The 7,141-nt window shown below is 71.6% G+C and carries 6 protein-coding genes; all 6 read left to right on the forward strand.

Annotated features, from left to right (window positions below):
* Window positions 1-28 precede the first annotated feature (28 nt).
* The 6 genes from glpK (at window position 29) to ACZ5U5_RS25265 (ending at window position 6,964) form a co-directional block, all read left to right on the forward strand.
* A complete protein-coding gene (glpK, locus tag ACZ5U5_RS25240; RefSeq protein ID WP_469025622.1) occupies window positions 29-1,576 on the forward strand; it encodes a glycerol kinase GlpK in 1,548 nt (515 codons plus the stop codon).
* 5 nt (window positions 1,577-1,581) lie between these two features.
* On the forward strand, window positions 1,582-3,189 hold the full coding sequence (locus ACZ5U5_RS25245) for a glycerol-3-phosphate dehydrogenase/oxidase (protein ID WP_469025624.1): 1,608 nt from the start codon (window positions 1,582-1,584) through the stop codon (window positions 3,187-3,189).
* Between the two features lie 160 nt (window positions 3,190-3,349).
* A complete protein-coding gene (locus ACZ5U5_RS25250) occupies window positions 3,350-4,132 on the forward strand; it encodes a phosphorylase family protein (RefSeq protein WP_469025627.1) in 783 nt (260 codons plus the stop codon).
* A 43-nt stretch (window positions 4,133-4,175) separates the two neighbouring features.
* Window positions 4,176-5,564 (forward strand): amidohydrolase, encoded by a 1,389-nt coding sequence (locus ACZ5U5_RS25255; protein ID WP_469025630.1) that lies wholly within the window; start codon window positions 4,176-4,178, stop codon window positions 5,562-5,564.
* A 13-nt stretch (window positions 5,565-5,577) separates the two neighbouring features.
* The gene (locus ACZ5U5_RS25260) at window positions 5,578-6,213 is read left to right on the forward strand and encodes a sulfite oxidase-like oxidoreductase (RefSeq protein ID WP_469025633.1); all 636 of its coding nucleotides are present in this window, start codon (window positions 5,578-5,580) and stop codon (window positions 6,211-6,213) included.
* 4 nt (window positions 6,214-6,217) lie between these two features.
* On the forward strand, window positions 6,218-6,964 hold the full coding sequence (locus ACZ5U5_RS25265; RefSeq protein WP_469026121.1) for a ferredoxin reductase: 747 nt from the start codon (window positions 6,218-6,220) through the stop codon (window positions 6,962-6,964).
* The last annotated feature ends 177 nt before the right edge of the window (window positions 6,965-7,141 follow it).

The following is a 7,141-nucleotide window of genomic DNA, read 5'->3' on the forward strand; positions in this document are numbered from 1 at the left end:
CCGCCGAGCAAGAATTCAGGAGCACACCGTGACCACCGACGCACACACCGCTGGCCCCTTCATCGCGGCCATCGACCAGGGCACCACCTCCAGCCGCTGCATCGTCTTCGACAAGGACGGCCGGATCGTCTCGGTCGACCAGAAGGAGCACGAGCAGATCTTCCCGAAGCCGGGCTGGGTCGAGCACGACGCGAAAGAGATCTGGACCAACGTCCAGGAAGTCGTCGCGAGCGCCATCTCCAAGGCGGGCATCACCCACGAGGACATCAAGGCGATCGGCATCACCAACCAGCGTGAGACCACGCTGCTCTGGGACAAGAACACCGGCGAGCCGGTGCACAACGCCATCGTCTGGCAGGACACCCGCACCGACGCCCTGTGCAAGGAGCTCGGCCGCAACGTCGGCCAGGACCGCTTCCGCCGGCAGACGGGCCTGCCGCTCGCCAGCTACTTCGCAGGACCCAAGGCCCGCTGGCTGCTCGACAACGTCGAGGGCCTGCGCGAGCGCGCCGAGGCGGGCGACATCCTCTTCGGCACCATGGACTCCTGGGTCATCTGGAACCTGACGGGCGGTGTCAACGGCGGCAAGCACGTCACCGACGTCACCAACGCCTCGCGCACCATGCTGATGAACCTGCACACCATGCAGTGGGACGAGTCGATCGCCGAGTCCATCGGCGTACCGGTGGCGATGCTCCCCGAGATCCGCTCCTCCGCCGAGGTCTACGGCGAGGTCACCGGCGGCAAGCTCGGCGACGTCCTGCCCGGCATCCCCGTCGCCTCCGCGCTCGGCGACCAGCAGGCGGCCCTCTTCGGGCAGACCTGTTTCGCCAAGGGTGAGGCCAAGTCCACGTACGGCACCGGCACCTTCATGCTGATGAACACCGGTGAGTCGGCCATCAACTCCTACTCGGGGCTGCTGACCACCGTCGGCTACCAGATCGGCGACCAGAAGCCGGTCTACGCCCTCGAGGGTTCCATCGCCGTCACCGGTTCGCTGGTGCAGTGGATGCGCGACCAGATGGGCCTGATCAACTCCGCCGCCGAGATCGAGACGCTCGCGTCCTCGGTCGAGGACAACGGCGGCGCCTACTTCGTACCGGCCTTCTCCGGCCTCTTCGCCCCGTACTGGCGTTCCGACGCCCGCGGTGTGATCGCCGGTCTCACCCGGTACGTCACCAAGGCGCACATCGCGCGCGCCGTCCTGGAGGCCACGGCCTGGCAGACCCGTGAGATCACCGACGCCATGACGAAGGACTCCGGCGTCGAGCTCACGGCCCTCAAGGTCGACGGCGGCATGACCTCCAACAACCTGCTGATGCAGACGCTCTCGAACTTCCTCGACGCACCCGTGGTGCGCCCGATGGTGGCCGAGACGACCTGCCTCGGCGCCGCCTACGCCGCCGGTCTCGCCGTCGGCTTCTGGTCCGGCACCGACGAACTGCGCGCCAACTGGCGCCGGGCGGCGGAATGGACCCCCCGCATGGACGCGGACACCCGCGCCCGTGAGTACAAGAGCTGGCTCAAGGCCGTCGAGCGGTCCATGGGTTGGCTCGATGAGAGTGGCGAGGAGTAAGACACATGACCACCCTGCAGAGCGTCCCTGCCCTCGGGACGCATCCGGCTGCCGGCCTCAACCCGAGCCGCGCCGAGACCCGGGAGCAGCTTTCCAAGGCGACGTACGACCTCCTGGTGATCGGCGGCGGAATCCTGGGCATCTCCACCGCCTGGCATGCCGCGCAGTCGGGACTGCGGGTTGCTCTGGTGGACGCCGGTGACTTCGCCGGCGCCACCTCCTCCGCCTCCTCCAAGCTGCTCCACGGCGGTCTGCGCTACCTGCAGACCGGCGCGGTGAAGCTGGTCGCGGAGAACCACTTCGAGCGTCGCGCGGTGTCTCGCCAGGTGGCCCCCCACCTGGCGAACCCGCTCACCTTCTACCTGCCCGTCTACAAGGGCGGCCCGCACGGCGCCGCCAAGCTGGGCGCGGGCGTGTTCGCCTACAGCGCGCTGTCCGCGTTCGGTGACGGCGTCGGCCACCTGCTCTCGCCGTCGAAGGCCGCGCAGGACGTGCCGGAGCTGCGCACGGACAACCTGAAGGCCGTCGCCGTCTACGGCGACGACCAGATGAACGACTCCCGCATGGCCCTGATGACGGTCCGCGCGGCCGTCGAGGCCGGCGCCTCCGTCCTCAACCACGCCGAGGTCACCGGCCTGCGCTTCACCAGCGGCCGGGTAACAGGCGCGGAGCTCAAGGACCGCATGGACGGCGCCGAGTTCGGCGTCAACGCCCGCCTCGTGCTGAACGCGACCGGGCCGTGGGTCGACCACCTGCGCAAGATGGAGAACCCCGACGCGGCCCCCTCCATCCGCCTCTCCAAGGGCGCGCACCTGGTCCTCAAGCGCACCGCCCCCTGGAAGGCCGCACTGGCCACGCCGATCGACAAGTACCGCATCACCTTCGCCCTGCCGTGGGAGGACATGCTGCTCCTCGGCACGACGGACGAGGAGTTCGAGGGCGACCCGGCCGACGTGAGCGTCACCGAGGCCGACACCGCGCAGATCCTGGACGAGGCCGCGTTCTCCATCCGCGACCAGCAGCTGTCCCGCGACCTGATCACGTACTCCTTCGCGGGTCTGCGCGTCCTGCCCGGCGGCCCCGGCGACACGTCGAAGGCCAAGCGCGAGACCGTCGTCACCGAGGGCGCGCGCGGCATGCTCTCCGTCGCGGGCGGCAAGTGGACGACCTTCCGCCACATCGGCCGTACGGTCATGAAGAAGCTGGAGTCGCTGCCCGGCCACCCGCTCGGCGACGACTACGAGCCAATCTCGCAGCTCCAGAAGCGCCTTCCGCTGCCCGGCATCGCCAACCCGCGCGCGGTCGCGCACCGCCTGCTGGTCGACGGCCCGGCGCCCGGCCCGCGCATGTCGGCCGACACCGCCAAGCACCTGGCGACGCACTACGGCTCGCTCTCCTTCGACATCGCCCGCCTGGCGAACGAGAACCCTGAGCTCGCCGAGCGCGTCTCGCCGGACGCCCCGGAGATCTGGGCCCAGGTCGTCTACGCCCGTGACCACGAGTGGGCCGAGACGGCGGACGACGTCCTGCGCCGCCGTACGACGCTGACGATCCGCGGCCTCGCCACGGACGACGTGCGCGCCAAGGTCCAGGACGTGCTCGACGGCAAGTAGCCGCATCAGCAGGAGAGTTGACGGAGGGCGGTTCCCCGCGGGGAACCGCCCTCCGGCGTGTGCCGGGCGGCGTGCTCCTCGCGTCCCGCCGTCGGCTACCGTCTCCGGGGCCCGGCGCGCCACGGCAGGCGCCGCCGCGAGCGGCCCTAGGAGCAGCTTCATGACGACCGACGCCCGTACGCCCACCGACGCGCTGCCCATCACCCGCGTCCCCCGCACCGGCCTGCCCACCCGTGCGGTCGTCGTCGGCGATCCGGCGCGTGCCACCGCCGTCGCCGATCTCCTGGACGACGCCAAGGAGGTGTCGTACCACCGCGAGTACCGCACCTTCACCGGCAGTTGGCAGGGCACCCCGGTCGTCGTCGCCTCGCACGGTGTCGGCGCCCCCGGCGCGATGCTCCTCTTCCAGGAGCTGGCGGACGCGGGCGTCACCACGATCCTGCGGCTCGGCACGGCCGGTGCGATCCGCCCCGGCATCCGTGACGGCGACCTGGTCATCGCGGACGCGGCGGTACGCGACGACGGCGTGACCCAGCAGCTGATCCCCGCCGAGTACCCGGCGTTCGCGGCCCCGGAAGCGGTCATCGCGCTGCAGCGGGCGGCCCGCGCGGCCGACGCCCCGTACCACCGTGGCGTGGTGTGGACGCGGGCCGCGTTCCAGCCGGGCTTCCTGCCGCTGCCCGGTGAGGCGTACGCGGCCGCCGGGATCGCGGCCATCGAGATGGAGCTCTCGGCGCTGCTCGTCTTCGCGTCCACGCACGGCCTCGTCGCGGGCGGCGCGCTCGTGATCGACGGCGCCAACGCGGACGAACTCGTCGACGAGGAGACCCCTTTCTCGACGGGTGGCTACGACCCGCACCGCGACGTGGTGGCCGAGGGAGTCGCCCGGGGCGCCCGGATAGCCTTGGACGCGCTGCGTCTCCTTGCCGCCACGGAGCACTGAGCCCTGAGCAAGCATGTGAACGACCTCGTGGAGAACGGAACCGATGCACCTCACTGACCTGCCGGCCCAGGACCGGGGCGGCGCCATAGATCTTCTGGTCCACGGCGGCGACGTCCTGACGGTCGACGCGTCGGGCACCGTCGTGAAGGACGGCGCCATCGCCGTGCGCGACGGACGGATCGTCGAGGTCGGCCCGGCCGAGCGGCTGCGCGCCGCCCACGAGGCCGCCGAAGAGCTGGACGCCCGCGGCTGTCTCGTCATGCCGGGTCTGATCAACACGCACACCCACCTCGCGATGACCCTGTTCCGCGGCATCGCCGACGACCTCACCCTCCAGGGCTTCCTGGCCCGCGTCATCCCGGCCGAGGCGCAGCGGCTCTCGCCGGAGACGGTGACGGCGGGCATCCGGGGCGCGATCGCGGAATCCGTACGGGGCGGGGTCACCACCGCGCTCGACATGTACTGGTTCCACGAGGCGGCCGAGGCCGTGGCCCGCGAGGCGGGGTGGCGCCTGCTGACCGGCCCCACGTTCATGGACGTCCCGGGCCCGCCGGACGGCCGCCCCTACGCCGACCGGCTCGGCTGGGCCGCGGCCGACCTGGCCGCGCGCACCCCGGCGCCGGGCACCCGCCCAGTGGTCTTCGCGCACTCCGCGTACACCCTGGTGCCCGAGCAGCTGACGGCCATTGGCGCGCTTGCCCGCGAGCACGGCGCCCTGCTGCACCTGCACGCCGCCGAGAACGCGGGCGAGGTGCAGATGGTCGCCGAGCAGCACGGCATGCGTCCCGTGGAGCTGCTCGACTCGCTGGGCCTGCTCGGCCCGGACACGCTGCTCGCGCACGCGGTCGACCTCACGGACGCGGAGATCGGGACGATCGCCCGCACGGGGACGGCCGTCGCGCACTGCCCGGTGTCGAACCTGAAGCTGGGCTGCGGCATCGCGCGCGTCCCCGACCTGCTCGACGCGGGCGTCACGGTGGGTCTCGGCACGGACGGTGCGGTGAGCTCCAACACGCTGGACCTCCTCGGCGCGGTGAAGATGGCCGCCCTCGTGCACAAGGCGGGCGGCGACCCGACGGCGGTCGGCGCCGAGCAGGCCGTGCGGATGGCGACCGTCGAATCGGCGCGTGCGCTGGGTCTCGGCGACCGGCTCGGCTCCCTGGAAGCGGGCAAGCGCGCCGACCTGATCGTCCTCGACCTCTCCCGGCCGCATCTCACCCCGCGGCACGACCCGTGGTCGATGCTGGCGTACGCCGCCGCGTCCAGTGACGTGCGGGACACCGTGGTCGACGGCCGGGTCCTGATGCGGGACCGTACGCTGGTGACAGTGGACGAGCAGCGAGCGCTGCGAGCCCTGCGGGATGCGGCGGCCTCTGCGGCGCCCGTCCCCGCGAGCACGACAGGCACCTCCGAAGTGGCAAGCACCGTATGACCATCGAGCACGTATGAGCATCGAGCACGGCATGAGCATCGAACCAACCCGCGGCTTCACCGGCCGCGCCCGTGCCGCCGACCGCGACCCGCGGCTGCCTCCCGGGCAGTACGACGCGGCCGACGGCTGGCCCGTCCTGTCCGCCGAAGTGACGCCCGAGATCGCGCCCGCGGACTGGACGTTCCGCGTGGACGGCCTCGTCACCACCCCGCACACCTGGACGTGGGACGATGCGCACGCGCTGCCCGCCTCCGAGTACCGCGGCGACATCCACTGCGTGACCAGCTGGTCCAAGTTCGGGGTGCGCTTCGGCGGGGTGAGCCTGGACGCGTTCCTGGCCTCCGCGGGGCCGCGTCCCGAGGCCACGCATGTCGTCGCGTGGTCGCACACGGGATACACCACGAACCTGCCCCTGGCCGATGTGACGGGCGGCAAAGCGTGGATCGTCTGGGAGTACGGGGACGGCCCGCTGCCTCCCGAGCACGGCGGCCCGGCGCGCCTGATCGTCCCCCACCTGTACTTCTGGAAGAGCGTGAAGTGGGTCGCGGGGCTGCGGCTCCTGGACCATGACGAGCCCGGCTTCTGGGAGCAGAACGGCTATCACCACCGGGGGAATCCCTGGCGTGAGGAGCGTTACGCCGGTGACTGAGTCTGTGACCGACCCTTTCGTGCCCCCGACGCGGTTCGCCGTGCCGGGGCGGATCGAGGTGAGCGGACGCGCGGGCTCCGTCTGGCAGCGGGCGACCGTGGTGGAAGTCCGCCGGGACAACGCCGCCGGAACCGTCTCGACGTTCCGTCTGAAGGTGCCCCACTGGCAGGGGCATCTGCCGGGCCAGCATCTGATGCTGCGGCTGACCGCCCCGGACGGGTACGTGGCCCAGCGCCACTACTCCATCGCCTCCCCTCCCGAGGAGGGCGGCGAGATCGAGCTGACCCTGGACCACGTGCCGGGCGGCGAGGTGTCGGGCCATCTGCACACGGTCGCCCGCGTCGGTGACGTGGTGGAGGTGCGGGGGCCGCTGTCCGGGTTCTTCGCGTGGCCCGGGGACCGCCCCGCGCTGCTGCTCGGGGCGGGCTCCGGTGTGGTTCCGCTGATGTCGATGCTGCGGCACTGGCGGGGGGCGGGGCGGCCTGTGCCGTTGCGGCTTCTGGTCTCCGCGCGTACGCGCGAGGATTTGATCTATGCGGATGAGTACGGCGATGAGACCACGGTGGTGTTGACGCGGGCGGAGGGGCGGCTTCGTGCCGAGCACCTGGCTCCGCTCCTCGGCGCCGGTCAGCCCCATGGGGGCTGGGAGGCGTACATCTGCGGATCCAACGGCTTCGCCGAGCATGCGGCGCGCCTGCTGGTGGCCGGGGGCCAGCCGGTTGATCGCATCCGGATCGAGCGATTCGGGTAGCGGTCAGAGCGGTCCCTGCGGGGCTCTCCCCAATCCCGCCCCTTCCCGAAACCGGGGCTCCGCCCCAGACCCCGTACAAGATGTCCTCAAACGCCGGCCGGGGGGGGGGGGGTTTCCGCGGAGGGGGGGCGGGGCCAGAGAGAAGCTCGGGGAGGAGACCGACGAGACAGATGACGA

Source organism: Streptomyces sp. NPDC033177, from assembly GCF_055577715.1.